This window comes from Streptomyces sp. NPDC030165, assembly GCF_055573595.1.
This window is the reverse complement of record NZ_JBVIBD010000034.1, coordinates 11,698-36,997: the sequence shown is the minus strand read 5'-3', so window position 1 is coordinate 36,997 and position 25,300 is coordinate 11,698. Positions and strand designations below refer to the sequence as shown.

The 25,300-nt window shown below is 71.6% G+C and carries 33 protein-coding genes; 25 read left to right on the top strand and 8 right to left on the bottom strand.

Annotated elements, in window-relative coordinates:
* Positions 1-22 precede the first annotated feature (22 nt).
* Positions 23-580 (top strand): bifunctional DNA primase/polymerase, encoded by a 558-nt coding sequence (locus tag ACZ4Z1_RS38440; RefSeq protein ID WP_468491331.1) that lies wholly within the window; start codon positions 23-25, stop codon positions 578-580.
* Positions 581-681: 101 nt separating this feature from the next.
* On the opposite strand, the gene ACZ4Z1_RS38435 is transcribed toward ACZ4Z1_RS38440, so the two are convergent.
* The 3 genes from ACZ4Z1_RS38435 to ACZ4Z1_RS38425 form a co-directional block, all read right to left on the bottom strand.
* Positions 682-846, bottom strand: coding sequence for a hypothetical protein (locus tag ACZ4Z1_RS38435; protein ID WP_468491330.1), 165 nt, complete (start codon positions 844-846; stop codon positions 682-684).
* On the bottom strand, positions 846-1,028 hold the full coding sequence (locus tag ACZ4Z1_RS38430) for a hypothetical protein (protein WP_468491329.1): 183 nt from the start codon (positions 1,026-1,028) through the stop codon (positions 846-848). The genes ACZ4Z1_RS38435 and ACZ4Z1_RS38430 overlap by 1 nt, the downstream gene beginning before the upstream one ends.
* A 256-nt stretch (positions 1,029-1,284) precedes the next feature.
* On the bottom strand, positions 1,285-2,190 hold the full coding sequence (locus tag ACZ4Z1_RS38425) for a hypothetical protein (protein ID WP_468491328.1): 906 nt from the start codon (positions 2,188-2,190) through the stop codon (positions 1,285-1,287).
* 291 nt (positions 2,191-2,481) lie between these two features.
* Here ACZ4Z1_RS38425 and ACZ4Z1_RS38420 point away from each other — a divergent pair, with 291 nt between their 5' ends.
* The 13 genes from ACZ4Z1_RS38420 (at position 2,482) to ACZ4Z1_RS38360 (ending at position 10,458) form a co-directional block, all read left to right on the top strand.
* On the top strand, positions 2,482-2,724 hold the full coding sequence (locus ACZ4Z1_RS38420; RefSeq protein ID WP_468491327.1) for a hypothetical protein: 243 nt from the start codon (positions 2,482-2,484) through the stop codon (positions 2,722-2,724).
* A gap of 4 nt (positions 2,725-2,728) precedes the next feature.
* Complete coding sequence (locus ACZ4Z1_RS38415; protein ID WP_468491326.1) at positions 2,729-3,154, top strand: hypothetical protein; 426 nt, start codon at positions 2,729-2,731, stop codon at positions 3,152-3,154.
* Positions 3,155-3,252: 98 nt separating this feature from the next.
* Complete coding sequence (locus ACZ4Z1_RS38410; RefSeq protein WP_468491325.1) at positions 3,253-3,864, top strand: hypothetical protein; 612 nt, start codon at positions 3,253-3,255, stop codon at positions 3,862-3,864.
* Positions 3,865-3,869: 5 nt separating this feature from the next.
* Complete coding sequence (locus tag ACZ4Z1_RS38405) at positions 3,870-4,268, top strand: hypothetical protein (protein WP_468491324.1); 399 nt, start codon at positions 3,870-3,872, stop codon at positions 4,266-4,268.
* 59 nt (positions 4,269-4,327) lie between these two features.
* Positions 4,328-4,675 (top strand): hypothetical protein, encoded by a 348-nt coding sequence (locus ACZ4Z1_RS38400; protein ID WP_468491323.1) that lies wholly within the window; start codon positions 4,328-4,330, stop codon positions 4,673-4,675.
* A gap of 94 nt (positions 4,676-4,769) precedes the next feature.
* On the top strand, positions 4,770-5,573 hold the full coding sequence (locus ACZ4Z1_RS38395; RefSeq protein ID WP_468491322.1) for a hypothetical protein: 804 nt from the start codon (positions 4,770-4,772) through the stop codon (positions 5,571-5,573).
* A 14-nt stretch (positions 5,574-5,587) separates the two neighbouring features.
* Positions 5,588-5,968, top strand: a complete 381-nt coding sequence (locus tag ACZ4Z1_RS38390) for a hypothetical protein (RefSeq protein WP_468491321.1) — start codon at positions 5,588-5,590, stop codon at positions 5,966-5,968.
* A 98-nt stretch (positions 5,969-6,066) separates the two neighbouring features.
* A complete protein-coding gene (locus ACZ4Z1_RS38385) occupies positions 6,067-6,438 on the top strand; it encodes a hypothetical protein (protein WP_468491320.1) in 372 nt (123 codons plus the stop codon).
* Between the two features lie 40 nt (positions 6,439-6,478).
* Complete coding sequence (locus tag ACZ4Z1_RS38380; RefSeq protein ID WP_468491319.1) at positions 6,479-6,814, top strand: DUF7739 domain-containing protein; 336 nt, start codon at positions 6,479-6,481, stop codon at positions 6,812-6,814.
* 155 nt (positions 6,815-6,969) lie between these two features.
* Positions 6,970-7,362: a hypothetical protein gene (locus ACZ4Z1_RS38375; RefSeq protein WP_468491318.1), complete on the top strand. Its 393-nt coding sequence runs from the start codon at positions 6,970-6,972 to the stop codon at positions 7,360-7,362.
* 64 nt (positions 7,363-7,426) lie between these two features.
* The gene (locus tag ACZ4Z1_RS38370) at positions 7,427-8,035 is read left to right on the top strand and encodes a hypothetical protein (protein ID WP_468491317.1); all 609 of its coding nucleotides are present in this window, start codon (positions 7,427-7,429) and stop codon (positions 8,033-8,035) included.
* Between the two features lie 111 nt (positions 8,036-8,146).
* Positions 8,147-9,532: a ParB/RepB/Spo0J family partition protein gene (locus ACZ4Z1_RS38365; protein WP_468491316.1), complete on the top strand. Its 1,386-nt coding sequence runs from the start codon at positions 8,147-8,149 to the stop codon at positions 9,530-9,532.
* Positions 9,529-10,458, top strand: coding sequence for a ParA family protein (locus tag ACZ4Z1_RS38360; protein WP_468491315.1), 930 nt, complete (start codon positions 9,529-9,531; stop codon positions 10,456-10,458). The genes ACZ4Z1_RS38365 and ACZ4Z1_RS38360 overlap by 4 nt, the downstream gene beginning before the upstream one ends.
* 18 nt (positions 10,459-10,476) lie before the next feature.
* On the opposite strand, the gene ACZ4Z1_RS38355 is transcribed toward ACZ4Z1_RS38360, so the two are convergent.
* The 4 genes from ACZ4Z1_RS38355 to ACZ4Z1_RS38340 form a co-directional block, all read right to left on the bottom strand.
* Entirely contained in the window at positions 10,477-10,854 is a 378-nt protein-coding gene (locus ACZ4Z1_RS38355; RefSeq protein WP_468491314.1) for a fic family toxin-antitoxin system, toxin component, read from the bottom strand.
* Positions 10,854-11,072 carry a hypothetical protein gene (locus ACZ4Z1_RS38350; RefSeq protein ID WP_468491313.1) on the bottom strand — a complete coding sequence of 73 codons (219 nt, stop codon included), beginning with the start codon at positions 11,070-11,072 and terminating at the stop codon, positions 10,854-10,856. The genes ACZ4Z1_RS38355 and ACZ4Z1_RS38350 overlap by 1 nt, the downstream gene beginning before the upstream one ends.
* A gap of 95 nt (positions 11,073-11,167) precedes the next feature.
* Positions 11,168-12,112 (bottom strand): SUMF1/EgtB/PvdO family nonheme iron enzyme, encoded by a 945-nt coding sequence (locus ACZ4Z1_RS38345; RefSeq protein WP_468491312.1) that lies wholly within the window; start codon positions 12,110-12,112, stop codon positions 11,168-11,170.
* 61 nt (positions 12,113-12,173) lie between these two features.
* Positions 12,174-12,959, bottom strand: coding sequence for an aminotransferase class IV family protein (locus ACZ4Z1_RS38340; protein WP_468491311.1), 786 nt, complete (start codon positions 12,957-12,959; stop codon positions 12,174-12,176).
* Between the two features lie 149 nt (positions 12,960-13,108).
* Here ACZ4Z1_RS38340 and ACZ4Z1_RS38335 point away from each other — a divergent pair, with 149 nt between their 5' ends.
* Together ACZ4Z1_RS38335 and ACZ4Z1_RS38330 are read left to right on the top strand one after the other, a co-directional pair.
* Positions 13,109-13,411 carry a hypothetical protein gene (locus ACZ4Z1_RS38335; protein ID WP_468491310.1) on the top strand — a complete coding sequence of 101 codons (303 nt, stop codon included), beginning with the start codon at positions 13,109-13,111 and terminating at the stop codon, positions 13,409-13,411.
* Entirely contained in the window at positions 13,408-13,728 is a 321-nt protein-coding gene (locus ACZ4Z1_RS38330; protein WP_468491309.1) for a hypothetical protein, read from the top strand. Before ACZ4Z1_RS38335 ends, ACZ4Z1_RS38330 begins: the two co-directional genes overlap by 4 nt.
* 218 nt (positions 13,729-13,946) lie before the next feature.
* Here the strand turns inward: ACZ4Z1_RS38330 and ACZ4Z1_RS38325 are convergent, their stop codons facing one another.
* Positions 13,947-14,657 (bottom strand): hypothetical protein, encoded by a 711-nt coding sequence (locus ACZ4Z1_RS38325; protein WP_468491308.1) that lies wholly within the window; start codon positions 14,655-14,657, stop codon positions 13,947-13,949.
* 231 nt (positions 14,658-14,888) lie between these two features.
* On the opposite strand from ACZ4Z1_RS38325, the gene ACZ4Z1_RS38320 reads away from it, so the two are divergent.
* From ACZ4Z1_RS38320 to ACZ4Z1_RS38280, 9 genes are all read left to right on the top strand, one after another.
* Positions 14,889-15,149 (top strand): hypothetical protein, encoded by a 261-nt coding sequence (locus ACZ4Z1_RS38320; RefSeq protein ID WP_468491307.1) that lies wholly within the window; start codon positions 14,889-14,891, stop codon positions 15,147-15,149.
* Positions 15,150-15,310: 161 nt separating this feature from the next.
* Positions 15,311-20,227: a hypothetical protein gene (locus ACZ4Z1_RS38315; RefSeq protein WP_468491306.1), complete on the top strand. Its 4,917-nt coding sequence runs from the start codon at positions 15,311-15,313 to the stop codon at positions 20,225-20,227.
* Positions 20,227-20,973, top strand: coding sequence for a hypothetical protein (locus tag ACZ4Z1_RS38310; protein ID WP_468491305.1), 747 nt, complete (start codon positions 20,227-20,229; stop codon positions 20,971-20,973). Before ACZ4Z1_RS38315 ends, ACZ4Z1_RS38310 begins: the two co-directional genes overlap by 1 nt.
* A 183-nt stretch (positions 20,974-21,156) precedes the next feature.
* Positions 21,157-21,765, top strand: coding sequence for a hypothetical protein (locus tag ACZ4Z1_RS38305; RefSeq protein ID WP_468491304.1), 609 nt, complete (start codon positions 21,157-21,159; stop codon positions 21,763-21,765).
* 425 nt (positions 21,766-22,190) lie between these two features.
* Entirely contained in the window at positions 22,191-23,261 is a 1,071-nt protein-coding gene (locus tag ACZ4Z1_RS38300; RefSeq protein ID WP_468491303.1) for a DUF6292 family protein, read from the top strand.
* Positions 23,258-23,530 (top strand): hypothetical protein, encoded by a 273-nt coding sequence (locus ACZ4Z1_RS38295; RefSeq protein ID WP_468491302.1) that lies wholly within the window; start codon positions 23,258-23,260, stop codon positions 23,528-23,530. Before ACZ4Z1_RS38300 ends, ACZ4Z1_RS38295 begins: the two co-directional genes overlap by 4 nt.
* A gap of 173 nt (positions 23,531-23,703) precedes the next feature.
* Entirely contained in the window at positions 23,704-23,913 is a 210-nt protein-coding gene (locus tag ACZ4Z1_RS38290; protein WP_468491301.1) for a hypothetical protein, read from the top strand.
* The gene (locus tag ACZ4Z1_RS38285) at positions 23,910-24,641 is read left to right on the top strand and encodes a restriction endonuclease (protein WP_468491300.1); all 732 of its coding nucleotides are present in this window, start codon (positions 23,910-23,912) and stop codon (positions 24,639-24,641) included. The genes ACZ4Z1_RS38290 and ACZ4Z1_RS38285 overlap by 4 nt, the downstream gene beginning before the upstream one ends.
* A gap of 51 nt (positions 24,642-24,692) precedes the next feature.
* The gene (locus tag ACZ4Z1_RS38280; protein ID WP_468491299.1) at positions 24,693-25,136 is read left to right on the top strand and encodes a hypothetical protein; all 444 of its coding nucleotides are present in this window, start codon (positions 24,693-24,695) and stop codon (positions 25,134-25,136) included.
* Positions 25,137-25,300 lie beyond the last annotated feature (164 nt).

The following is a 25,300-nucleotide window of genomic DNA, read 5'->3' as shown; positions in this document are numbered from 1 at the left end:
CCGGCCCGAACCGGGAGCACCCGTGAACGATCACCACCAGCAGTTGCTCGACGCCGCACTGAACACCGCGACCCGGGGCTGGCCCGTCATCCCGCTTCAGCCCGGCGGCAAAGGCCCGGCCCAGCTCGTCGGCGCCCCGACGGACGCCGACGGTCGCCCCGACTGGGAGAAGAGCGCCACCACCGACCACGACCTCATCCGCCGTATCTGGAAGCACGACAGCTACAACGTGGGCCTGGCCACCGGACGCACCGACCGGCTCTCGGGCCTCGCCGTCCTCGACATCGGCGACGGGAAGGCCTTCCAGGCCCTGTGCGCCGAGCATGACCAGCTCGTGCCGCACACCCGCACCGTGCGCACCGCAGCGGGCCGCACCCATCTGTACTTCACCGCGCCCGTCGGCGTCCGCCTGCCCAGCGGCACCGGACCGCTGCCGTCCCCGATCACCGTGCACGCTGCCGGCGGGTACGTCGTCGCGGCCGGCAGCGTCATCGGCGGCCGTTCCTACGCGACCGTGGGCCCGGCCCTGCTCTACCCGCTGCCCGGCTGGCTCCAGCACCTGCTGATCCCCCGCCGCTGACCACCAGCACGCGCAAAGCGCCCGACCGTACGCGGTCGGGCGCTTGCTGTAGGGGCGGTGGCTCGCCATCGGCAGATGGTGCACTTCCGCGCCCCAGGGGCTCAGCTGCTGCTACCTCCCCTCTCGGCTTCCGCCCCAGCCGCGGCGCTGGCGTGCGGACGCGCGTCCTGGTCGGCTTCGGCGGCCCGCTGCCAGGAGTCCTGCTCCCGCGCGGTGCGGTAGTCCTCGGCGCACTGCTCGATCAGCGGCCGGTCGCTGCCGCCCATCAGGCACGGTCCGGGCAGGCCGGGGCCGGGCAGGGCTGCACCGAGCTGAGCTGGGCGCCGGCGTCGGTGTACGCCGTTTCCACGTAGCCGCCAGCGCCGTAGCAGGTGCCGCACGCGGGCTCGGGGGACGAGGACACGGGCTGGGTGTCGGCGTCGGTGGACGCCTGGGTACGATCCGTCACAGGACCGCCTCCTATGCACGTAGGGGCTGTGTCTCAGGCCCCGGGCCGGTGCTCCAACACCGCCCGGGGCCGTTCGCGTTGGTACGCGAGGGGTGAGGGCCGACGGCCCTCACCAACAAGAAAACTGTATAGCAACTACTTCACGACTGGCAAGGGGGTCCGCCCTCCGGTGTGCCGTGCACCGGCCCCGCCCCGGGCCGCCTCCTTCGCCGCACGCACCCGTGCACCCGTGCAGCCGCGCGGCCGCAGGCAGGCATCACCCGGAGCCGCGGCCGCCACCGGCCGCCGGCCCCGCCCCCCGACCCGGCACGCGGCCGGCCAGCACCTCCTGGACCGCCCGCAGCGTCTCGCGGTCGGCCTCCTCCAGGCGCGCCAGGAGGTTCCACCTGCGGACGTCGTCCACCAGCTCTTCGATGGCCCGGTCCGCACGCTGGCGCAGGGGTTCCGGGTGCAGCGCCTCGACCTCGACCGCCGCCCGGGGATCGAGCCCTTCGGCCGCGCACTCCTGCACGAAGCGCTTGAAATTCACGTCGCCCGGGTTCGCCTCGTGCGCGACGAGCCGGCCGCTTCGGCAGTCGGCCGGCGTGACCGCGAGCTGCCGTAAGTCCAGGTCGATGCCCCCGCTGTAGCGCTCCATCCGCTGCGCGATCGAACGCGGAATCGAGCGGCCGGCCGCGTCCCAGTCGCCGGCGTACAGCACGCTCACCGGCTTCCCGATGCGCTCGTAGGCGCGTACCGCCTCGTGGATGAACGTTTTCGAGGACTGGCCCCGGCACGAGTACAGGCCCACACCCCAGGCCGAGGTGACCGGGTGCAGCACGCCCGCCACCGAGTCGGATTCGCACCAGACCTCGACCCGCCGGGCCTGGGAGGCCCACAGGTCCCTGCGGAACGTCTCGGCCGTCCGGGCCAGGGCATCCTGCGCCGACTCGTACAGCGTCTCCTGGCGCACCAGGCGCGTCCCGTCGGTGATCCACTCCCACGGCAGCATCCCGCGCTCACGCATGAGCCCCAGTTCGCGCACCGGCACCGCGTAGTTCCGCCGCGACCGGCCGGTGTCCTTGTCCCACAGCCGCCCCAGGCCGAGGTAGTACACGTGCCTGACCGAACACGGCTGGCACGCCTCCACCAGCGCGTACAGATCCGCGCGCAGGGCCTCCATCTGGGCTTTCGTCCGCCGCGGCCGTTTTACGGTGCTAGCGCGGTAACTCATCCCTCCAGTGAACACCCGGCCCCTGTACGGGCGTTGGGCTTCGGAGAGGAGGGCGGCCCCGGCGCGGCCGCACAGTGTGGGCTCGCCCCCGACACGACCCGTTCGGGGTGTTGACAAGTGTTTAGTGGCTGAACACTATGGAGGGAGTCGGGCACTCGCCCGGCCGGAAACACCCAGGGGCGCGGCCCCGCTTCCCAACGATGACCGCGCCCCGGCTCCAACAGGAGGACTTCATTGTCCATGAACACTCCACACGCCGCACCGCCCCCCGCCGTCGACCCGGACCTCGTATCCGACGCTGCGTGCACGCTCGTAGAGCTGAGCACCGTGCCCGACGACGTCACGCTGCAGTCCCGGGCGGCCATCCAACTGCCGCAGGTGCTCACGCAGTTGCGGCAGACTACGGTCAGCGACGCCGGATCGGACGCCGACTGGCTGGACGTCTGGCGCGGCTTCGGCGTGGTAATCGAGAGGACTCGCTGACCCCATGACGAACGCCCCGAGCAGCAACTCGGCCCCGACCCACCACGCCCACGCCGTCCTGACCACGGGCGGGATGTGGCAGGCCGAGGTCGATGAGCTGCCCGAGGTGCGCGACGCGCACCGCAGTCTCTCCCAGCTCGAAACGCGTGTGCGCAAGGCCATCGTCCAGGCGCACGGCGGACCTGAGTCCGCCCTGCGCCTGGACTTCACCACCAGCACCGGAGACGCGGGCCTCGACGGCCAGATCGCCGAGGCCCGCGAGCTCCGGCGCCAGGCCCTGGAGATGACCGAGCGCGCCCGCGCGGCGGCCGTGCCGCTGGCCCAGCAGCTCGTACGCCGACACGGCGTCTCGGTGCGCGACGCCGGCACCCTGCTGGGCTACTCCGGCGGCGCCATCTCCGCTATGACCAAGGCACCCACCACCAGCTGACCGACCGTCCGACGGGGGACACCCGCCCGCCTCACCAGCGAGCGCCCCGGCCGGGCCCGACCCCACCGCACACCCTGCCCAACACCAGGGAGCACCACATGCCCGACACCCTCATCGCACCCCCCTCGTGGGTCGGCGACCTCAACACCAGCCTGGAAGCCCTCCGGGCGGGCGCGGAGCGCGCCCGTACGGCGGCCGACGCCGCGACCACCGCCGCCGAATGCCTGTCCCGCGACGCCGCGAACACCGACACCGGCGATTCGGTCATGCGCGCCACCGTGGAATGCGAAGGCGACGAACGCCGGCACCTGCCCTCTGTTCTGCGGCAGGTGGCCTACGTGCACCACCGGATGGCCCTGGAGCTGTCCCGCATCTGGCACCGCGCCGCCCGTGCCTACGCCTACGGCCTCGCCCAGGCCCTCGATGAACTGCACCACGGCCAGAGCCCCGACCGGGCCCACATCCGCGAGGACGTCGCGGTGCCCGCCCCGCCGGCGGACGACCGGATGCTCACCTTCAGCTACGAGGCCGCCTACGAGCGGGAACTGGCCCTGACCCGGGCCGAGACCGAATCCGCCGACCCGGCCCACAGCGCCCCGCCGCTGTGCTGGTCGGAGTCGGCGGCGGCCTGGTCCGCCTACGCCGACAAACTCTCGGCCGCCGTCTGGTACGCCCTGCTCGACCGCTACCTGCCCGCCGACGGGCGGTGACCCGGATGTCCACCGAGACCGCCCTGGCCAGCATCGACTGCTGGATGACCCAGCTCAACCAGCTCCACGCGGCCCGCGCCATCGAGCACCTGCTCAACGCCCGCCAGCCCGTCCTGGTCCTCCACTGGGAGATCAGCGGGGACGGCAGCGTGCGCGGCCGCCTCGCCCTGCCCGAGCAGAGCAGGCAGCAGGCGATCAGGGCCGTGCGCGCCGTACACCGCACACACGGCGGCACCGTCATCAGCCGCACCGGACGCGGCGGCGGACGCGAACTGGCCGCCCGGCTGCCCAACAAACTGCTCAGCATCGAGCTGTGGGCCTACACCGAGCCCCCGGCCGACGCCCCCGCCCAGCGGGACCTGCCGCGCACCGCGCACACCGCGCCCGTCCGCAAGCGCCCCTGACCCGCGCCTGACCCGAGGGGCGGGCACCCGCGGTGCCCGCCCCGCCGAAGGGGAATCCCATGCACATCTTCTTCCGGCGCGGGCAGCACGCCTGCGCCCCCACCGACCCGGCCCGGCTCAGCCTGTACCTGATGGACCGGCGCGAGCAGCAGGTCAGCGCCGACGCCTTGCCCCCGGCGCGGCCGGTCCCGCCGCTGCAGATGCAGCAGGACCTGGTGACGGCCATCGAGCAGACCCTCAGCAGCCACCGCACCACGCTGATCGTCCTCGAATCGGCCCTCACGCAGCCCGTGGCCGAGGCCCTGGCCCAGTCCCTGGTGCAGGCCACCGCGCTGCAGCAGGAAGTCCTCCAGGAGCTGTACACGGCCGTCCTGGCGGCCACCGACCCGCCCGACAACCAGCTCTGAGCCGACCCGATGACTCCCGGGCGGGGTGTCTGCCCAACAACCGCCGCCCCGCCCGGGTCCACCCGCCGCACATCACCTCACGGAGGACACCGCCGTGCGACACCAGCCAAGCCCGCCCCTCTCAACCGCCGTCCAGCTCACGGAGGACCTGCCCGTATCGGATGCCCTCCACGACGCCGGGGCCTTCGCCCGGCGCCGTGCCCAGGAGCTGCGCCAGGCCGAGATCCGCCGCCAGCACCGGCGCGGCATCCCCAGCCTCCTCGCCGCCGCCGGCCTCGGCTGCCTGCTGGCCCTCCTCGTCCCCGCCCCGCCGCACAGCACCGGCCCGCTGGCCGTCCTGCTCGCGCTGGGCCTTCCCGCAGCCGTCGCCCACCGCGCCTACCGCACCGGCCCGGAGGTACGCCGCTGGCGCGCCGCCTGCGCCGGTGAACATCTCACGGCGTGCCTGCTGCACTCACTGACCCGGCACGGCTGGGCCCTGCTGCACGACCGCCGCGGCGACAGCCGAAACCGCCGCCTGCACCACCTGGCCCTGCTGCCCGACGGCTCCGCCGGTCTCTACATCAGCACCCTGGCCGTCCGCGCCCGCCGCTCCCACGTCCGCCTGCACGGCGACACGCTGTGCTGCGCGGGCGACTTCCACGCCACGGCCGTCCACGACACCCAGCGCGAGGCCCGGTACGCCGCCGGCGTCCTGGGCGTCCCCGTCGCCGCAGTCATCGCCGTGCACGACGCGCAGGTGCCCGGCGGCCGCATCCGCGGGGACGGCATCACCATCGTCTCCCCCGCCGCCCTGGTCGCCGAGCTGGCCTCCACGCGCTACCGGCAGGCCCCCGAGGCCGCCGCCCGGCTCGCCCGGCGGGCCCGCTCCGCCCTGCCCCGCTACACCGCTCAGTGACCCCGGAGACCGCCATGGACCACCACACCGACGCCGACGCCGCGCTGCACATCGCCCATAGCCGACACCTCGGCCTGGACGCCGGACCGGCAGCCCCCCACCGGCACGCAGCCGCCGACGGGACACCCGGCGACCACACCGGCCTGCGCGAACTGTCCTCCGGCGACGCCGACCTGGACGACTGCACCCGCCTGCTGCACGGCACCGTCCGGGCCCTGGCGCAGAGCGACACCGATCCCGCCCTGCCCGGCCTGCCCGCCCTGCTGCACCAGGTCGTGGCCGCCCTGGAGACCAGCGCCCACCGCCTGCAGGACCGCGACCCCGACACCGCCGCCGCCCGCCGGGACCTGTCCCTGCACATGCGCCTGCGGATCCGCCGCGCCGCCGGCGGCTGACGGCCCCCGGCCGGGCCCGGCACTGCCCCGCGCAGGACCGGGCCCGGTCAAGGGCCGGGCAGCCGCCCCGCTCTCCCCGGAACCGGCAGGAGACCGCCGTGGACGAATCCACCCCGCAGACCATCGCCAGCCTCAAGCGTGAATTCCACTGGTACGCAGCCCGGCTGGCCCGGGCCGAGCGCACCGCGGACGACGTCCGCACCGTCACCGAATGCTGGGCCAGCCTCCAGGAGCGGCGCGCCGCCCTGTTCAGCATCACCGGCACCCTCGTAGAGCTCGCCGCCGCCCACGACGCGGCCGGCGACCGGGCGGCCAGCCGCGCCCTGCGGGAGCACCACGAGCTGTACACCGAGCTGCACCAGGCCGCCGAAGCGGCCGTATCCGCCTACCGGCCCACCGTCACCGCCATTGAAAACGGCCAGGCCCGGGCCCGCTGCGGACGCCTGGGCGACCCCCCGGCCCACCAGTGACCTCCCACCACCCACCGACCCCACGGAAGGCCCCGGCACCATGAGCGCCCACATCGTCATCAGCCACGGCAGCGACTTCTTCGGCGAAGATCATCTCCCCGTCCGCCGGCTCCGCGAACTCGCGGAACACCTGCGCGCCGTACTGCCCGCCTGCGACCACCCGCCCCTGACCCAGCTCCTGGAGACCGCCGGCACCACCGAGCACACCATCAGCGCCGACCAGGCCGCCCTGCTCGCCGTCCTGCTGCGCCGCGCGGCCGCCAGCAGGCACCTCCCGAAGCCGTACACCGCCGTGGCCGCCCGCCTGGGAACCGCCGCTTCCACCGCGGCCGCCAGCCCCGACCCCTGGACCTGGCGCGCCTCCGCAGCAAGCTGACGACCCAGCACCGGCACGAGGCCCGGAGCCGCCGCAATCGGCTCCGGGCCTCGCCCCTGCTCATAGCCTTCCGCCACCCGGCCAAACACCGGCCCGCCGCTGCGCCGGGCCGGTGGGACACTGCCCTGCACGACGCCGTACGGAAGGCCCTGCTGATGAGCGACGAGACCACCAGCACCCATACCTCCTCCACCGCCGCTGCCGTACGACGGCACCGGCTCACCCGGGAGGCACGCGAGGCAGACGCCCGGATGACAGCCGTCCTGTCCGACCCCGAAGTGCAGCGGCTGCGCCAGGCCATCGAAGAGGAGGAACACCTCCTCGGCCGCGAACTGCGCGCCCGCTACCAGCCGCTGGCGGACCGCTGGGACCGGGCAGTGCACGACGGCGACACCGACGTCATGCGCCGCATCTGCTCCGGCAAGCACGGCCGGTACGGCCGTATCTGCGTACTGGACCACGGGCACGAGACCACCGGGCCTCACTGGGGCCTGACAGCGGACGGACGGCCGGTGGCCTGGCTGGGCACCGCACCCGACGACGACTGAAAACACCGGCCCCACCCGACTCCCCGGTCTCCCCCTGCCCGCCGGCGGACGGCATACTGCCCCGGTGACTGATGGCCTGCAGATCCTCGGCGGCGACTGGTACCTGGCCGTGCCCCCGCCCGCCGTCCCCGTACCCGCGGCCCACGTGCCCGACCTCCCCGGCCGCCGTGCCATCGAGACCTGCCCCGGCACCGGCATCATCACCGGCCTGCGCATCTACGCCACCGAGGACACCGAGGTCTGCACGGTCGTCACAGAGCTGGACTACTGGCGCGCCCGGGTCGCCCCCGGCGGCCCGGTGCCCACCCGCCGCGTGCCCGTCAGCCGGCTGCACGTCGAACACCGCCTGCCGTACGAGCCACCGGAGCCCGGCGAGCAGCCCGCCGCCAACGACCAGTTCAGCGTCTTCCGCCGCATCGCCCCCGCACCCGACTCCCCCGCCGCCCGCACGCCCGTCCCGGCCCGCGACGTCCGCAACCTCCACGGCCGGCGGATCGTCCAGGTCGCGCCCACCGGGTTCGCCTGGGACCTGCGCGCCGTCAGCGAGCCCTACGATCAGGACGGCGAAGTCACTGCGAACATCACCAGCGCCCACGACTACTACCGGTGGGTCATCACCGGCGAGCCGCCCGAGGTGACCCCGCTGGGCCTCTACCTGCTGTGGGCGGAGTAGCCACCTGCCGTATCCGCCGGCCCCGCCTCGTCGCGTAAGCGAGGCCATCGCCGACCTCGGGCTAGGGTTCTGCCGGGAAACAGCCGACCAGGACACCAGGAGGAGGGGCACATGGCTCGCCAAGGAGCCGGCTCATCGCGCGGCCGCCAGCCACAGAAGAAGGCGGACACAACGGCCGCCCCGGAGGCGGCGGCGCAGCCGCCGGACCACGACGGCGACGCAGACCGGACCCCCTTCCGCAACCGCATCGAGGGCGAACGATTCCTCGCCGAGGTAGCGAAGATCGCGCCCAACCCTCGTAACGTGCGCGAAGAGTGGGAGTGGGAGGACGACCCCGACTTCGACGACCTGGTCAGCAACATCGAACAGCTTGGCCAGCTCCAGGACCCCACAGTCATCAGCCGGGCCCTCTTTCGCAAGACGTTCCCCGAAGACGACGCCAAGCTGCCGAAGGACGCCGAGTGGGTCATCGGCACCGGAGAACGCCGCTACCGGGCAGCCGTCCGGCTCAAGCAGAAGGCACTGCCGGTCGTCCTGGCACCCAGCACGCTCGTCAAGCGGATGGACGAAGTCCTCTGGAGCGAGAACCAGGCCCGCAAGGGCCTCGACCCGATCCAGGAAGGCGTCCTGTTCCTGCGGCTGCGTGACGGACGCCCCGGCAAGCCCTCTATGAAGCTGGAGCAGATCGCCGAAGAACTCGGCAGCCGCGGCAGCAAGAAGCTCAGCACCGGCGAGATCTCCAAGAAGATCCAGCTCGCCAAGCGGCTGCCGGACGGCCCCGTACGCCGCGCCGTCCGCACCCGCCAGCTCGGCGTCGAACCGGCGTACACCCTGCTCACGAAGCTCAAAACGCCCGACCGGGTAGCTGAGGGCTTCGCCCTCATCGAGGGCCAGGGAGTCACCGCGGACAGGGCCGTGGAACTCCTGGCCCCCGCCCCCCAGCAGAAGGCCAGCAAGGACAAGCCCGATGCTGCGCCCGCCCCCCGGAAGACTGGTAAGGGCAAGCCTGACGAGAGCGGCCTCACCACCGATCCGGCCATCCCGGGCCAGAACAGCGGGCCGAGCGAGCAGGCTGACGGATCGCAACTTTCGGCGACGAAAACCGGCGAGGACGCCCGCCGGGCCGCACTGGTAGCGGTCCTGAGCTCCCGTACGTACCAAGAGCCTCACGACGCCGTCACCCAGCGGCTGGCCCGGGCACTGGTGATGCACGCGCCCGACCGCGCCTGCAGCCTCGCCCTCGAAGCACTGGAGCAGGCCCCGGTGACGCTCCCCGAAGGACCCTGGCAAGGCGCCGACCTGCTCCGGGTGGCCGACGCCGTGGCTCTGGCCTGCGCTGAGCAGCGGCTGTGGCACCTGGCCGAAGCGGACTCGCCCGCCGACGCCTGGGGCCCGTCGGATACGGCCTACATCCGATGCCTCATCTCCGAAGGCGGCTACACCCCCACCGCGGAAGAGAACGGCTTCATCAGCCACGTCACCGAGGTGCAGCAGTGACCCGCAGAAGCAAGAACTTGCGACGCTACCCGGACGGCCCCGTGGCCTTCGGCACCGCCAACGAGGGGGGCGGCACCGGCAAAAGCACCGACGCCGTGAACCTGGCGGTAGAGATCGCCCGGACAGGTAGAAAGACCTGGCTCATCGACGGCGACCCCACGATGGTCGCCTCTTCCTACCTCGGCTACGGCGTGACGAACAAGAAGTTCCACCCCGAGCGCGTCAAGCGGGTCGAACAGGAACTGAGCCGCAAGACGAGCATCTACGAAGTGGTGCTGGGGGAGGCCCAGCTCACCGAGGCCCTGGTCCCTGCGCGAACGCGCATCCGGCAGCCCGAGCACGACGACGACCCGCGCGCCGACGACGACGACCACTTCGAGGTGATCCCCAACCTGCACCTCGTTCTGGGCTCCCGGTCCATGTCGCAGGCGTCATCCGCGATCAACGACATCACCAAGGACGCGGACGATTTCTGGCTCCGCCGGGCCGTGGAAGCCCTGCCGAAGGGCACGGTGGATGTCATCGTGGTGGACTTCCGAGGCGCCGTGGACACCCTTGAGATCTCCTACCTCGCCGGTCTCGACTATGTGATCGGCTGCATCCGCCCGGACCCCAAGGCTGATGACACCCTGACCAGCCTGGAGACGTTCATCCAGCGCGGGCAACGCCGTTTCGAGTTCGCCGGCGGGTGCGCCGCGATGGAATACGTCCTGTTCAACGGCTACGTCACCAACCGTGGCAAGTTCTACGTGGACAAGTGGGAACAAACCGAAGAGTTCTACGGAAAGCGGGCCCTACCGTACATCCATGACAGCGTCCAGTTCCTGGAGGCCATGGAGTGCCAGGAACCCGTCCTGTACTACTGCGGCGAAAACTCCCAGCAGGCAAAGGACTTCGAAAAGGTCGTCAAGAAGCTGCCGCTCTGAATTTTCGGCGCCGAAAATTCAGGACCCCGACCAGGCCAGCAGGTGCTCGGCCACGGCGCGCACGTCCAGCCCCGCATCCACCCGCGCGGCCAGGTTCACGGCCGTATGCGAGTCCACCGTGACCGTCTGCCCGCTGGCCCGCAGGTAGGCGTACGCCACCGCGGCCGCGAAGAGCTGATTGGAGTGCTCCAGCGCCGGCACCCGGACCAGACTGTGCAGCAGGGCCGCCGCGCGGTGGTGAACCTCGGTGTAAACGAGTGTGCCCATCACCTCGTGCCGGTGACGTGCCACCGCAGCGGCGAGCGCTCCGAAATCAGTGACGTCCGGGTCGGCCTGGAGGTACGTCTGCGCGACGCTCAGCAGCCACGCCTCGTCAATGGTCAGGATGAAGGACATCAGGCCGCGTGCCCGCTGGCCGGGCCGCCGAAGCGCTCCGCGAACGCGGCACCGTGCTCGCTGATGAATTCGGCCGCGGCCCGGTCGAAGGTCGCGCGGACGACGTCGGCCGTCAGCAGCTCCTGAGCCACCTGCTCAGCGGGCACATGCTGCCCGGCGGCCTGCCGCTGCAGCTCCTCGTAGACCTCGTCGCTGACCTCAATGCGGATTTCCGGCATACCCCGACGGTAGCCGGACCCAGCAGGCCGGGGGAGGGGAGTACTGCAAAAGCAAGGGCCCGACCGGCATCCGGTCGGGCCCTCACGCGCCACAGCTACTTCACCGATGGCGTCGGCATCCCGTCCACCGCTACACACCGGAAACCGGTGTCATCGTCGTCCATCGTCAACGAAGCGTCGTTGTACGACGACGGCTCCCCCCGAAACAGCGGCGTGGTCCAGGCACCGCCCTTCAGCTCGTAGCGGCCGACGGTGGTCTGCGTCGATGTCCATTCCCATACGTTGCCGACCATGTCATACGCGCCGAACGGGCTGACGCCGCTGTGGTAGCAGCTGACAGGGGTGGTGGTGTTGATATTGGATTCCCTGACGTTCGCCTTCGCCGGCGTCCGCTGGTTGCCCCACGGCCAGGCGTGGCCTGCGGTGCCGCGGGCCGCTTTCTCCCACTGGAGCGCAGTGGGCAGCACCTTGCCCGCCCACTGGGCGTAGGCGGACGCACCCTGGTGGGAGACCCACACCACCGGGTGATCGTAGAGGGCACGCGGACACCGCCCGCCTTCCCAGTGCCGGGGCACGGTGTGCCCGGTCGCCGCGCAGAACCGCGCGTAGTCCGCGTTCGTAACCGGGTGCGCGTCGATCCAGTAGGCGTCCGCCCACTCCGGCTCGCCCTCCGAGCCCGCCAGGAATACGCCCGCCGGGACGTACGCCATCAGCTTCCCGTCGCGGGGATGCCGTACGTACTCGCCGACCGGCTGGGGCGGCAGCGCACTGTCCTCAACCACCACCTGGTGCGGCATGGCCGGACTGCTGTCCAGCAGCCCGACGAAGCGCGCGCACACGTCGCGCTCTGCCGTCGCCAGCAGCCGGTCCAGGCCCGCCTGGTTGATCAGCCTAGGGACCACCGCAGTGCCGCCGCTCTCCCAGTTGGTCACCATCCGGTCAGAGACCTGGAGCAGCTTCCCGAAGTCGACCAGGGACGCCCGCATGGCCAGACGTAACGCCCGCGTCTCCCGCCCCGTCCACTGCGTTACGACCGGCACAGCCCCTCCCCTGCTCTGCTGCTGGCATACACCTTGGTCAACTTCAACTCCCGCCCTACGGTTACAGCTTCGCGCCCGGGATCTCGGCATAGCGCCGTTGCAGTTCGCTAATCACCGGGTCATCTGCGGGGAGCTCCTGACCGTCCACGGCCGTGATCGGCCGCACGCCGATCGACGTGTTGGTCGCGAAGGCCGCGCGCATCTGCGGCAGGTCATCGAGCGTCACCGGCTTTGTGACCGTCTGAGGGTGCACGTCCTGGAGCAGGCGCATGGTAACTCCCGGCAGCACGGGGGCCTCCGGCCAGACCACGGTCCCGTCCCCGGCCACGAAGCCCGCGTTCCAGGTGCCGCCCTCCGAGATCCGCCCGTCCGCCTCGACGAACAGCGCGTCGCCAAACCCCGCGCGCTGGGCCTGCCGGCGTGCCCGGAGCTGGCCGAACAGGGCAATGTGCTTGATCTCGGGGGCCTCTCGGCTGAACGGCACGGTGCGCACCGTCATCGCGGGCGGCGGCATGGCGCCGGCGGGCCGAACCGTCACCAGGACGCCGGGATGCGCATCCTCTCCTGGGTGGCCCATCTCCAGCGCGGGATCGAAGACGGTCACCCGCACGACGCACGGGGCACCGTCCTGCCCGTCCAGGGCCTGCCGCGCGTACGTGCGGACCTGGTCGATGTCCAGGTCCGTATCGAAGACTGCCCGGCAGTCGCTCTGCAGGCGCTCCAGGTGCAGGGCCAGGCCCCGGATGCGCTGGCCGTCGGCTCGCATACTCGTGAAATGGCCGTAGGGCACGAGGGCGAGGGCCTGCAGGTCGGTCGAAGTGGCGGGAATGCCGTTCAGGTAAGCCATGGCCTCAGTCTGGCACTCAAGCACACAGGTCAGGGCCGGAATTTCGGTGCAATTTCGGTGCTGTGGCAGGGATACTGCCTACCGCCCGGACCGTGATCGCGACAGCCTGGAGAAGCACACCGGACCACTCACTTCTCCTGGGATCACTCATGCCTGACTGGGATTTGATCGGCCTCTCAGACCGGCCTGGCCATCCGCGCCGGCAGTCGATGGAGGACGACCGTACCCACGCTCCGGCCTGGCTGATCAGGAATGCACCGGCCTATGACACGCGGCGCGGATGCATTGGTGAGGTGATGGCGATCGGCTCGCCGCGTGGAGACGAGCGCCAGCGTGACCGCGCCTGGCTGCGTCCGTTGGGCGGGGGCTGCGAATGGAACCCGCTGATCGCCGACCTGTCGCCTGCTGACCCGCCTTACCCGCCCCTGCACGACGAAAGCGACCTTCGATGAGACCGCCTCAGCTCGAATCCGCGGACTACCGCCCGGCGGACCTGGACCGCCTGCGGGCCGCCCAGGCGCACCTCCTGGCGGAGCTGCACACCGCCGTCCAGACCGCGACCGAGGCCGGCGACCCTGCCGACGCCCGCTACCAGGTGAGCCGCGCGGAGACCGTCACTGACCGCCTCTACCGGGCGCTGCGCCCGCTGCGCCAGGCCATCGCCGACGCGGACGCCGTCGCCCTAGCCCACCACGCCGAGCGCGTGTCCGCACACGGCACCACGGGCCTGGACGACTTACTGGACGCCGTCCCGCACCACTCCCACTGACCGCCGGGCGCCCCATGAGGGCGGGCGCCCGGTCCCAGCGGCGGGACACCAATCCAGTGTTCCGCCGCCCACGCGGGGGTGCCGTCGTGTCTGCCCAACACTCACCCGACCCACCCCCGCCACCGGATGCCCCCGGCCACAGGTCTGCCCAACACCCTCTGACTGTGGCCGGGGGTCCGGTGCCCCCACGAGAAGGCCCCCGGATGAGCCCCGCGCGGTCAGGACACAGCACCTTCGTGCAGGCCGTCCAGGCGCCCCAGGGCCAGCCGCAGCACCCCCGCCGCGCTCTCCCCGCCCAGCCTCGCCACCGCCACAACCTGTTCCCCGACCCAGACGGCCGTCGCCGCATCGGCTACCTGCAGCCAGCACCGGTATGCGTGCCGTACGGCGGTCCGGTACGCCTGCCCGTCCCGCTCCACCCAGCCGCGGGCCGCCTCCAGATACGCCTCGGCGGCATCCGGCGCGTCCCCGGACAGCATCAGCACGTACCCGTGCAACTCCGCCGCCTGCAGCGCCCAGGGGTGATCCACACCCCGCTCGTCGGCGGCCTCGGTGCGCAGTTCCTCCGCGAGGCGGGCCGCGACCGCGAACCGCCCCGCCTCGCACGCCGCAGTGATGACCCGCGTACGGGCCCGGTACTCCTCCGGCACCCCCTGAGCCACCGGGTCAGCCGCCTCCCGCTGCGCGGTCCTCGCGTCCTCGACCCGCCCGTCGGAATGGACCAGCAGATGCCACACCGACCCGTCCGGGTCCGTCGCCGCCACCTTCAACGGCCGCGCCGGCTCCGCCATTTCGGCCACCACCCGCAGCGCCGCCACCCGCGCCTGCTCCGGCATCCGCCCACCCTCCGGCGGCGCCAGGCGCGCCCCGTCGACCCAGGCGACGCCATCGGCCCCCACCCTGACCCTCACCACTTCATGAACAGCCACCCGAGCCCCCTTAGTTGCCGTTTACACCCAGCTTTGCCGCTCTGTGCGGCCTCCATTGAACACGCGGGCGCGCGCCGCCCCGTTACCCCCACTTGTTGCGCAACGTGACGTTCCCTCAAAAAAACGCTGACGACACGCACCCCCGCGCTTCCATGATCGGGCACGCACAGCTAGGGTCAGTAGTTACTTCAGTGCCTGATCAGTACTTGAGAGCACAGGGATGGGGACCAGATGAAGGCCACAGCAGCGAGCCACAACAGCAAACGGGTGACAGCCGACCTGCCGCCGCAGGATTTCGCTCATTTGGACCGAGCGCGCAAGGTCAACCGCGCTTCCACGTCCGAAGTCACGCGCGCGCTTCTCCGTTTGCAGGCTGAGGACCCTTCTCTGGCCGCACGCCTCACTCAGGAGCTGACCAAGCTTCGCATCGAAGCCATCGAGTCACAGCAGGTCCTTAGCACATACCACCACCAGGATGCCACCGCCGCATGAGCCCATAAAAACCACTGGGCCCCCGGCACCACCCGGAGACCCAGCAGCAAAGCTGACCGCACACCCCTGACGACTCTCGTCGTCTGCCCCACCAGCAAGCAAGGCGCTTGACCGCTGCGAACGGTCGGGTGCGTGTCTGCCCAACACCCCCGAGGATACCCATGTACCTCCCCGCTGCCGAGACGGCGGCCTCATTTGTCCGCATTATCACCGCACTGGAGTCCTGCGGATCACGATCCGCATACCTAAGAACACACAAGGCGAAATTCCAGTGCCCGGCTCACGAGGACCGGGAGCCGAGTCTGGCGGTCGACTACAAGCCGGCCGACCGGAAGACGGTCATCTACTGCCACACCGGGTGTCACACCGAGGACGTGGTTGCCGCCCTGGGCCTGACGCTGGCTGACCTGTACGACGACCCGATGCCCGAGGAGAAGAAGGCCCGGCGCATCAGCATCCCGCGCGCCCGCCGCACCTCCAAGGCCACCACCAAGGGCAAGCCCGCCGCGAAGACGACGAAGAAGAAGCAGCGGCCCGAGTGCAGCGGCCGCTACACCGAGGTCGCTCGGTACGCCTACGTCTCCGCGGACGGTGAGCTGGTCGGCACCAAGATTAGGCGGGAATGCTCGGGATGCCCGGTATGCCGCGCCGACGGCGTCAAGCCGGGAAAGCGCATCTCCTGGGAGCGTCCGGCGGAGGACGGAGTGGGCACCGAGCGCCGGATGCCGGAGAACCCGCCCCTGTACCGCACGCCCGAGCTGGCCGACGCCCCGAAGGGGTCGACGGTCTACCTGTGCGAGGGCGAGAAGGCGGTGGAAGCAGCCGAGGCGTACGGGCTGCTGGCCACCACCAAGCCGGGTTCCGCCTCGACCCGCTGGAATCCGGGCCACACGCCGTTGCTCGCCGGTCAGCACGTGGTCATCCTGGCCGACCGGGACGCCGCTGGCTACAAGGCCGCCTACGACGCCCGTGACGCGCTGCTCGCCGACGCCGTTTCGGTAACCGTGCTGCAGACGCCGCTGGAGACCAAGGGGGCCGACCTCGCCGACCACCGCCAGGCGGGCCTGGCTCTCGATGACCTGATCCCCGTGCCCGAGCCGGACGAGGACACCGAGCAGGCCGCCGGTGACGAAGGCGGCGCCCAAGTGCTCACGCACCCCACCGCGGCCGCCGCGGCGAAGGAGACCGCCGCCCCCCGGCTGTACGAGGGCGAGCCGATCCCCGGCGACGACGGACGGCCCAACCGCCGCGACGTCTACGCCATCCGGCACGGCGAGATCGTCAAGGTGACCCGCAAGCCGGTCGGCGAAGACCCCGACGGTGTCATGCAGTTCGACGTCAGCTTCGACACCATCCTGGGCTGCTTCGCGCAGATCGTGCGGGTGGAGACCCGCGACCTGGGCGACGCCAAGACGCACAAGCCCGCTGCCGTCCCCGGGCGCGAGGACGACGAGGACCAGGCCCTGGTCGACGTCGCCGACACCCCGCCCACCACACACTACGTACTGCAGCTCGTGCACCCCAAGCGCCTCGACCGGCCCGCCCTGATGCGCGTCAGCCGCAAAGCCTTTGATGACGGCTCGTGGCTGCATGACCTGCCCTGGCCGGACGTCTACACCCGTCCGCCCACCCGCAGCAACACCGCCCAGCTCGCCGCCGCGGTGCGCGCGGTATCGCCGGACGCGGTACGTGTCCCGGTCTACGCCGCGACCGGCTGGCGGCGCACTGAGGCCGGATGGATGTACGTGCACGCGGACGGCGGGATCACCGCGGGCGGACATGTCCCGCTGCGCACCCGGTTCCCCGGCCGCCTGGCCCTGATGGGGCTGCCGGCACCCACCACCGACACCGCCCTCGTCTGCGAAGCCGCGATCACCAGCACGAACATCCCGAACCTGCTGCCCGCCTTCGCGGTCGTGCCCATGATGGGCTTGCTCTTCCGTGCGCCGTTCGGCAGAACCCCCAGCTCCATCTGCCTCTATGGCCTGCCCGGGTCGGGAAAGACCAGCGTCGCCACCACCGTGTTGCGGCACGTCGCTCCGGAACTGCACCGCACCGAGAGCCTGCTGTCGATCAGTGATACCGGCTCCACCCAACTCGGTGCCACCGAAGTGCTCTACCGGATGAAAGACACCTTGATCCTGGGCGACGACAGTGCGCCCGACAAGAGCGTCAAAGACGCCTCAGTACGCACCTCGCGCCTCGGCCGCACCCAGTACAACGGTGAGGGACGCGTACGCCTGCGGCAGGTCGACGGAGAATCGGACCTTGACGAGCAGCGCGGCCCGCGCGGCTCTCTCATCCAGACCTCCGAAGTCCTGGCTTCGACGGAGTCGGCCCAGCAGCGGATGCTCACCCTCCAGCTGGACCGCGCGGAGATCGACATCAGCATGTTGGCCACGCTGTCAGACCCGGCCATTGCACACGACTGCTCGCTGTTGATGGCCAGCTACATTCAGTGGATCGCCGCCGACTACGAGACGCACTGCCGGACCGTGCGCAGACTGGCCGCCGACTACGCCCTCTACCTTCGCCCCTATGCAGGCGACCGCCCCGCCGAACACCTTGGGCAGTTCGCCAGTGGCTGGCACATGCTGCTGCGCTACTTGCTGGAGATCGGCGCGGCCAGTCCGGAAGACGTCGCCACGACGTGGAACACGGTATGGGAGGGATTGCTGACTGCCTGCGACCGGGAACAGACACTGCTGGAGAACGTGATGATGCACCGAAGGCTGCTCAGCTACCTGAACACCGCATTTAGCACGCATCGCGCCTACCTGACCGGCCCTGACGGCAACTGCCCGGCCGACCGGCAAACTGCCCTGCGCTACGGCTGGCACGTCACCGACGACTCCGCCAACGACCCGGCCCACCCCACCGGAACACCGACCCTGCGCGCCGGAGGAGTCCAAATCGGGGTGGTGACGATCGAGACCAACCAGGACGGCAGCCAAGAGGAACGCCTGTGGATCGATCACGAGGCCGCCACCAGCGTGGTACTGCGCATCGCCAATGAGCTGGAGACCGCTTTCACCGCGACCCCGACCGTATTGACCGATGCCCTGCGACAGGCAGGCGTGATCAGGGTTGAGTACGAGAAGACGAAGGGGGGACGCGGTCGATGGGTCAAGCCGCGCCACCCAATGCCCGGCCATGGCCGGCGCCGGGTGTGGGACATGCCCGCCACCGCGCTGACCGACCCCGACGGCGGGGACACCCCCGGCCAGCCCGCAGGCCCCGACCGGCCGACCCCGCCGCCGGCTCCGCAGGCCGACCCGCTCTTCGACCTGTCCGCGCTGACCACCCCCACCCCAGCCGCTGCACCGGACCCGGCACCCGCCCCGACACGTGCCACGCCCGTACCGGCTCCGGCACCACAGCCCGAGGCCGAGGCACAGCCGGTGGCCACTGCACCCGCACCGTCCACGGTGACCGCTGAGCCTCTCCGTCCCGAACCCGCCGCGAGCGACGCCGTCCCGTCCTCGGCAGAGCCTGCGGACGGGCAGCTCGATGCCGACGACTTGGAAGAGGAGGCATTCGCACCGCAGCACCAGGACGAGGCCCCGGGGCGTGTGACCACGCCGTGGCGGGCTGCCGTTGCCGTCGCCGACGCTGACGGCCTGCTGCACTTCCCCGACGGCACCACGGAGCCGCTGCCGCCACTGGAGGAGCTGCACGCCGGGCGCTTCGCCCAGCTCACCGAAGATCTGGGTCTGGGCCACGGCGGCGGTGCGCGCGGCTCCGGCCGCAGCGCCGCCTGGCGCCCGGACGACGGGCAGATCTACATCACCCAGGCCCTGGCCGAGGCCCTGGACCTGCCGATCCCGGGTGACGATCCCGCCGACGAGCGCAAGGCGTTCCTCAAGCAGCACGAGGACCACCCGTTCCTGGCCCGCGCCCGTGCCGAGGGATGGACCGTCCGGCAGTGGGGGACCCCGCTGCGCATCTACCGCGAGGTGGAAGGCCGCACCACCAACATCAGCGCCCAGTTGGTGATCGTCCCGCACGTGATCTTCTTCGGTGACCGGTTCCTGCAGGACGATCCCGTGCCTGCGGTGCTCGCCCGGCGCGTGCAGCAGCTCGCCGACACCGTCGGCATCACCTACCGGCGCTCTCCCGGCAGCACCGGCCACGAGCTGCTGAAGGCACTTCGCCCCGAGCGCGGCGGCGGCAAGGCCGCCCCGATGGAGCGGGTACAGCTGCCCGAGGCGCTGCTGACCCGCCGCAACGTGTACGTCGCGCAGCTGTGGGACCGCCAGCCCACCCCGGAGGAGCGCAAGCGGCGCTATGTGCTGGCGTACGACGCCCGCGCCTCCTACCTGTCGGTGTGCGGCTCGCTGTCCGTCGGGCGCGGCGCGTACACCCACGTGGCCGGGGAGGACTTCACGTTCGACCCGAAGGTGCCCACCTTCGCCCTGGCCCGGCGACTGCCCTTCGAGCACTGGGGCACCTTCGACCCGTTCGGGCCGCAGCCCAAGGACGGCGTTCCGCCGGCCGATGACGAACTGCGGTGGTACTGGACGCCCACCCTCGACTACGCGCGCAAGGACCTGGGACTGGACCTCGACATCCGCGAGGCGTACGTGTGGCACCGTCACTACCGGATGCTGGAGCCCTGGTACGAGCAGTTGCGCGCCGCCCGCAAGCAGCTCAGCGCCGACACCGACGAGACCGTTGCCGCCACCGTCAAGGACGTCTACACGCACTCGCTGGGCCTGTTCAACAGCCGCCTGCTGCGCGGCACCGACGGCGCCCCCGATGCGATCACGTTCCGGCCGGACGTCCAGCAGGCCGCCATGGCCGCCCAGCAGGCCAACCTCACCCGCAACATCCTGCGCGTGGGCAAGCAGACGGGTCTGTGGCCGATCGCGGTGAAAACGGACTGCCTGTACTACGTCGTGGACGACCCCTGTTTCGAGACGGCCGTCCCCGGCCTCAAGCTGGAATCGCAGAACCTGGGCGCTTTCAAGCCCGAGGGGGCGGCGCTGGCTGAAGACATCTTCCAGCACCTCAAGTCCCGGCAGGGCTGGTTCCCCACCGGTGACGCCTTCACCGCAGCCGAGGACTGGAGCATCTGATGGGAATCAAGAATCCGGGTGTGGTTCTGTGGGGGGCCTTCATCGGCAAGGCGTTCCCGCGCTCGGTACGGGAGCAGGCCGACCTGATCGGCGGGGTGGACGAGGCCGCCCGGCTGGCCGGGGTGACGCCCCGTACGGTCAAAGACTGGATTCGGGCCGAGGACCGGGCCGTGCCCAGGACGGCCGCCGATGCGGTGCGCACCTACGGTGGTGTGGACCAGGCGGCCCGCGCCGCCGGGGTCAAGCCACGCACCGTCCAGGGCTGGCTGCGGGCCGAGCGGCGCGGCGAGCCGATCGGGGCCCGCAAGGCCGCGCACATCGCGAAGCTGACCGATGCGGCCGCCGACAAGCACCGGGCCGAGCGGTTGCCCAAGGGCAATCAGGCCAGGCTCGCGGACGCCGTCCTCGCCTCCCCGACCGCCCGTCAAAACGCGATGAACGGGCGCCGGGCGAAGCGGATGTCGACCGAGGGGGCTCACCTGTCGATCAACGCGAAGGTGTCGGTGGACACCGGAAAGCGCAAGGACACCCGCTGGCGCGAGGTCAACATCAACTTCCGGGGGGACGTGATGTCCGGGTCCACTGACGCCTTCCTCAGCGGCAACGACGAGGCCACCACGAACGCGCTGAACAAGGCGTTCAATGACCACTACGCCATCCGCACCGGCTGGCAGTTCGAGGAGATCCGCTCGTTCCAGATCGACGGGTTCTGTACGGGGCCCGGTGACATCTTCCCCCATGGATGACGGGCCTGTCTGACCTGCGATGGGGCGGCTGCCTGAACGGGCGGCCGCCCCATCGTGCTGGCCGACCCAGCTCGATCCGGTTCACAAACCGCCCCCGTCAGGGTTCCCTGACGGCTACATTGCCGTCAGGGAACCCTGACGATCGTTCCGGCCGCAGGGATCGGACACGACGAGGAGCTGGGCATGGGCTGGATTCACCAGGACGACGACGCTGACCGCGATATCAAGGACAGCGACACTCACCACGAAGGCTTCGTGGTCGCCGTCCTGCCGGGCGGCACCAACGCCCCCGCGGACAACTGGGAAGACGGCGAGGCGGCCGATGCGCGCGGTTTGCCGTGGGCGTGGAGCCTGAAGTACGACGGCGCCGACGGGCGGCCCCGCGCGGTCGGCATCCGGGCCACGTGCCTCTGCGGATGGGAAGGGCCACGCCGCCCGGCCGACTTCGATTACCCCGAAGCGGACGAACCGGCGCTGTACGCGCAGTGGCTGCATCACGCCGAAGTCGCCCTCATGAACACCCTCCCGGAACACCTTCAGCGGCTGATCGGTGAACTGGAGGAAGCCGTGACCGGTCTCACGGCACCCGCCTGGACAGGCCAGGACTTCCGCCCTCTGGCAGCCCTCCACGCCGCAACCATGCTGCGCATCGACGCCGAGCGGTGGCAGAACAACGCCGCACGGGCCGCCAGGAACAGCGGCTACTCCTGGGAAGAGATCGCCCGCGCGCTGGGCACGAGCAAGCAATCCGCATGGGAGCGTTTCCACTCAATTCGCTTCATCCGTAAGTGATCCGCATACGCGGCATCCCTGGACGTGCGAGATGGATCGCACGCTGGCACACGTACCGTCGTCCGCCGGGGGACACGCAGCCCTCGGCGGTCACGGCATTGACGGGCCCGCCTTACCCGGCTGGCGAACCCGCCCTGCGCGCTTGGCCTTCGGCCGTACGCAAAGGGCCGGCGCCCTCAGTCTGCGCGAACGCAGGTGGCACGGGCACCGGCCGACCCGATACACCGCGGGTCACAGGAGACCCGCCGCGAATCTGGCCCCAGTCTACGGGCCCGCGGCCCGCCCCGGGGCGACACTCCGGAGCCCGCCGGCGTTGCCCCTGGTGACTCTCTACCGATACAGTTTTTTCACACTGCTGTGCGCGCCCATCCCGAGTCACCCGGTGACGGCGCGCCCGGCACCCTGCCCGCCACCAGGAGCACCCGATGATCCGCGCCGGACGCCGCCACCTCGTGCGCACCCTGGCCGACCTCGCCGCCGAGCGGGGCGTGTCCAGACGCACCTACCTCAACCGCAAGGACTACCGCGCCGACGGCTTCCCTGCGCCGGTCAGCTCGCCGGACGCACAGACGATCCTGTTCGACGCCGAGCAGACCGACGCCTACTACGCCGGCGACCCCGTCCCCGCCCTGCCCGACCAGGACGACGACGCCGACCTGCTGGACCGGCACGAGGCCGCGGCCGCGCTGGCCCGCCCGGTCTCGCCCCGCTCCTGGGACGTCTACAAGAAGGAGCCGGCCCTGGCCGAGCACATGGTCAAGGTCGGGGGAGTGGAGCACTGGCCCCGGGGCATCGTGCGCGCCTGGGACCAGGCGCGCCCCGGCCCCGGCACCGGCGCCGGCGGACGTCCCAAGCGCTCCGGCGACCAGGTCCCGCGCGAGGAGATGTCCGCGCGCGTCAAGGCCCTGCTGGACGCCGATCCGGCCATCACCGCCGCCACCGCCGCCGACCGGCTGGGCGTTCACGAGTGGACCGCGCAGTACGCGCTCAGCGCTGCCCGCGCGGACCGCATCGCCGACCGCCTGGACGACGAGCCGGACCTGACACCGCAGGAGGCCGCCGCCGGCCTCGGCTACCCGGCCGCCGCCGTACGGCGCGCCCTCGCCCTCGTCCCCGCGCAGCAGCGCGCCCGCGAGGCCACCCCGTACCTGAACAGCGTGGCCGAGGCCCTGGCCGCGGTCGGCATCCCCGTGACCGACGGGCCGCACCTCCTGACCCTCGACGCCTCCGCGGTCGCCGCCACCCTGGTCCTGGGGGCCGGGGCACCCGTACCGGCGCTGGTGTGGGACGAGCGCTACGGCTGGTACACCTCCACCAGCCGCCGCCACCCCGTCCCCGGCCAGGCCGCCGGACAGCCGCCCGCCGGCGACGGCATCCGCTACCTCGGCGCCCGGACGACGCCCGAGCCGGACGACGTCCTGGCCGCGCTGCGCGACCGCCGCAAGAGCACCCGCAAGCCGCGGGCCACCCGGCACTCAGGGAGAATCACGCGGTGACTACACCCACTTCCTCCCAGCCCCACCGCGACCGCGCCCTGGGGCGCGGCGTAGCCCAGGTCATCCCCTCCCCGACACCGCCCGCGACCCCCGCCGGCCGGGCCGCCGCCGCGCTCGCCGCGCTGGAGACCGTCCCCGTGCACGTCGGCGTCCTGCAGGCCGCCGTGGCGCTCCTGGACGACGTCGCCCACACCAGCGCGGACGACGCCGTCCAGGCCGCCGCACGGGCCACCGCCGACCGCCTGCGCACCGCGATGTCCGCCGACTGACCGCACGGCGCACGCGCCGCGCGACAAGCCGGCACTGCAGTATTCGGCCACTGCGATGCCTTTGTGCCAACTGCCGGAAAACTCGCACTCTCCTCCCCGCAGCCCCGCTACACAAGGAAGTCTGGGCGGTTTTCTGCCGCTCGTGATGCCGACTGCGGGGGAGAGCTGGACGGTTGCTGACCATCAACCTGGCGCTGCTGCTGGCCGTCATCGTCATTGTGCGGCTGCGCCGCCGCACGCAGTCGCGCAGCCGCTTCGATGAAAAGGTGACCGTCGTCATCGTCCTGGCGCTGGGTGTGCTGATCGCGCCCACTCCGGTAGGCCAGGGCATCCTGCACGCGCTGGGGCAGCTCGCCAGCGGTATTACCCAGGCCGGCCGATGAGCCCCCGCGCACGGAAACGGCGGCCGCCGGCGTCCAGGCGCCCGACGGCGCGTCGGCGCCCCCGTCGGCCGGCCAGGCGACGGCAGCACGCCCAGGACCGGCTGATCGGCCTCCTGGTGGCCGCCGTCGCATTCCTCACCCTGGCAGTGGCCGCCGTCCACTGGCTGCTGGCCCACTGGTGGGCCCTGGCCGCCGTCGCCGCGCTGGCGGTACTCACCGGCGGCGGGTGGCTCTACCGCCAGCAGCACCGGGCACGGTGGGACGCGGTCCGCGCGCAGGGCCTGCGCTACGGCCTGGCCCAGCTCGACGCCCTGCACCACTCGCGCTTCGAGGACGCGGTCCGCGAACTGATGCGCCGGGACGGCTGCCGCGACGCAATCCGCGTCGGAGGCGGCGGAGACCTCGGCGCCGACGTGAAAGCCACCGACCCCTACGGACGGCGCTGGGTGATCCAGTGCAAACACCGCCGCAACGGCGCGGCCGGGTCCGCGGTCGGCACACCGGACCTGCAGGTCCTCAACGGCACCGCCCGCCAGGTCCACGGCGCCGACATCGCGGTCATCGTGACGAACGGCCGGGTGAGCAGACCGGCCGTCACCTTCGCCAAGCAACAGCGCCTGCACGTCGTCGACCGCCACACCCTCGGCGTGTGGGCGGCCGGCTCGCGGCCCCTGTGGGAACTGCTGCGCGCCCTGCCCCCGCCCCGCAGGCCGTCCGCCTCCCTGTGAGCCGCCCCGCCCCTCCGCCCCGTCCCAGTCCACTTCGTGAGGAACGTGCCCGTGCCCGACAACGCGCAGCAAGTCCCAGGCCCCTGGCTGTACTCCAGCGGCACCTGGACCCGCCTGGAAAACGACCCTGTCCCTGTCGAGCGAGGCAACAGCTACGAGGAAGCCCGCAAAGCCGCTGGCTTCGTGCCGTGGTTCGGCGCCGGCAAGCTCTACAACACCCCGCTCATCCTGGATGTCCACTTCCGGTCGCACCCCCACCCGCAGCCACACTTTCTGATCGATCTGGACGGCACCGAATACGGGCAGTCGATGTACGCCGCCGACCTGCCGGACGCCCTCGCCCTGACGCAGCAGCTCGCCCCGGCCCTCCAGGCCCTCACCGTCACCGACCAAGTCGCCTACGCCGACTCCGAATCCCTGTCCGTCCTCGGCGACGTCCTGGACAAGCTGCACGGCCGCACCCGGGCCAAGAACGGACAGATCGCCCGTCGCTGACCACCCCGCCAGCCCCTGCCCCCTCGTCACCGACGAGCGGCGGCAGGCATGAGCACAGACGCGGGGGGGGGGGGGGGGGGGGGGGGGGGGGGGGGGGGGGGGGGGGGGGGGGGTGGGGGGGGGGGTGGGGGGTTGGGGGGGGGGGGGGGGGGGGGGGGGGGGTG

Excerpts from the sequence above, each read along its gene's own strand:
- ACZ4Z1_RS38415 (WP_468491326.1), top strand. The coding sequence starts at position 2,729 with ATGACGAACGCCCCGAGCAGCAACTCGGCCCCGACCCACCACGCCCAC.
- ACZ4Z1_RS38320 (WP_468491307.1), top strand. The coding sequence starts at position 14,889 with ATGAAGGCCACAGCAGCGAGCCACAACAGCAAACGGGTGACAGCCGAC.
- ACZ4Z1_RS38435 (WP_468491330.1), bottom strand. The coding sequence starts at position 846 with ATGGGCGGCAGCGACCGGCCGCTGATCGAGCAGTGCGCCGAGGACTAC.
- ACZ4Z1_RS38365 (WP_468491316.1), top strand. The coding sequence starts at position 8,147 with ATGGCTCGCCAAGGAGCCGGCTCATCGCGCGGCCGCCAGCCACAGAAG.
- ACZ4Z1_RS38380 (WP_468491319.1), top strand. The coding sequence starts at position 6,479 with ATGAGCGCCCACATCGTCATCAGCCACGGCAGCGACTTCTTCGGCGAA.
- ACZ4Z1_RS38400 (WP_468491323.1), top strand. The coding sequence starts at position 4,328 with ATGCACATCTTCTTCCGGCGCGGGCAGCACGCCTGCGCCCCCACCGAC.
- ACZ4Z1_RS38420 (WP_468491327.1), top strand. The coding sequence starts at position 2,482 with ATGAACACTCCACACGCCGCACCGCCCCCCGCCGTCGACCCGGACCTC.
- ACZ4Z1_RS38305 (WP_468491304.1), top strand. The coding sequence starts at position 21,157 with ATGGGCTGGATTCACCAGGACGACGACGCTGACCGCGATATCAAGGAC.
- ACZ4Z1_RS38310 (WP_468491305.1), top strand. The coding sequence starts at position 20,227 with ATGGGAATCAAGAATCCGGGTGTGGTTCTGTGGGGGGCCTTCATCGGC.
- ACZ4Z1_RS38405 (WP_468491324.1), top strand. The coding sequence starts at position 3,870 with ATGTCCACCGAGACCGCCCTGGCCAGCATCGACTGCTGGATGACCCAG.
- ACZ4Z1_RS38375 (WP_468491318.1), top strand. The coding sequence starts at position 6,970 with ATGAGCGACGAGACCACCAGCACCCATACCTCCTCCACCGCCGCTGCC.
- ACZ4Z1_RS38350 (WP_468491313.1), bottom strand. The coding sequence starts at position 11,072 with ATGCCGGAAATCCGCATTGAGGTCAGCGACGAGGTCTACGAGGAGCTG.
- ACZ4Z1_RS38390 (WP_468491321.1), top strand. The coding sequence starts at position 5,588 with ATGGACCACCACACCGACGCCGACGCCGCGCTGCACATCGCCCATAGC.
- ACZ4Z1_RS38410 (WP_468491325.1), top strand. The coding sequence starts at position 3,253 with ATGCCCGACACCCTCATCGCACCCCCCTCGTGGGTCGGCGACCTCAAC.
- ACZ4Z1_RS38300 (WP_468491303.1), top strand. The coding sequence starts at position 22,191 with ATGATCCGCGCCGGACGCCGCCACCTCGTGCGCACCCTGGCCGACCTC.
- ACZ4Z1_RS38335 (WP_468491310.1), top strand. The coding sequence starts at position 13,109 with ATGCCTGACTGGGATTTGATCGGCCTCTCAGACCGGCCTGGCCATCCG.
- ACZ4Z1_RS38340 (WP_468491311.1), bottom strand. The coding sequence starts at position 12,959 with ATGGCTTACCTGAACGGCATTCCCGCCACTTCGACCGACCTGCAGGCC.
- ACZ4Z1_RS38355 (WP_468491314.1), bottom strand. The coding sequence starts at position 10,854 with ATGTCCTTCATCCTGACCATTGACGAGGCGTGGCTGCTGAGCGTCGCG.
- ACZ4Z1_RS38425 (WP_468491328.1), bottom strand. The coding sequence starts at position 2,190 with ATGGAGGCCCTGCGCGCGGATCTGTACGCGCTGGTGGAGGCGTGCCAG.
- ACZ4Z1_RS38285 (WP_468491300.1), top strand. The coding sequence starts at position 23,910 with ATGAGCCCCCGCGCACGGAAACGGCGGCCGCCGGCGTCCAGGCGCCCG.
- ACZ4Z1_RS38330 (WP_468491309.1), top strand. The coding sequence starts at position 13,408 with ATGAGACCGCCTCAGCTCGAATCCGCGGACTACCGCCCGGCGGACCTG.
- ACZ4Z1_RS38315 (WP_468491306.1), top strand. The coding sequence starts at position 15,311 with ATGTACCTCCCCGCTGCCGAGACGGCGGCCTCATTTGTCCGCATTATC.